This is a genomic window from Chromobacterium fluminis (assembly GCF_011602385.1).
GTDB classification, from domain to species: Bacteria; Pseudomonadota; Gammaproteobacteria; order Burkholderiales; family Chromobacteriaceae; genus Chromobacterium; species Chromobacterium fluminis.
On sequence record NZ_JAAOMA010000154.1, the window covers coordinates 1 to 255 of the forward strand.

A 255-nucleotide genomic window follows, 5' to 3' on the forward strand; every position below is an offset into this window, starting at 1 on the left:
CTAGATCCACACCCGACCGATTACCGGGTCCGGATGAAGGTCTCGCCGCAGGCCCGCGAACACAATCCAACCCTACCGGCCTATTGGGAAGCTCGGGCCATCGTAACCATCTCGCGACATGGTCGCCGGCGCATCCTGTTGACCTCATTGCTGGATGGGAAAGCCTGGCCGGCCGAAGAAATCGCGGAGCAATATCAGGATCGCTGGCGAATCGAGACCAGCTATCGCGAGCTGAAGCAGGAAATGTTGGGAGAT

Annotated in this window: 1 protein-coding gene; it reads left to right on the top strand. The window is 59.2% G+C overall.

Annotated elements, in window-relative coordinates:
- Nucleotides 1–255, top strand: a 255-nt coding sequence (locus HA052_RS28430; protein WP_166454460.1) for a transposase, incomplete at both ends; no start/stop codon positions are given.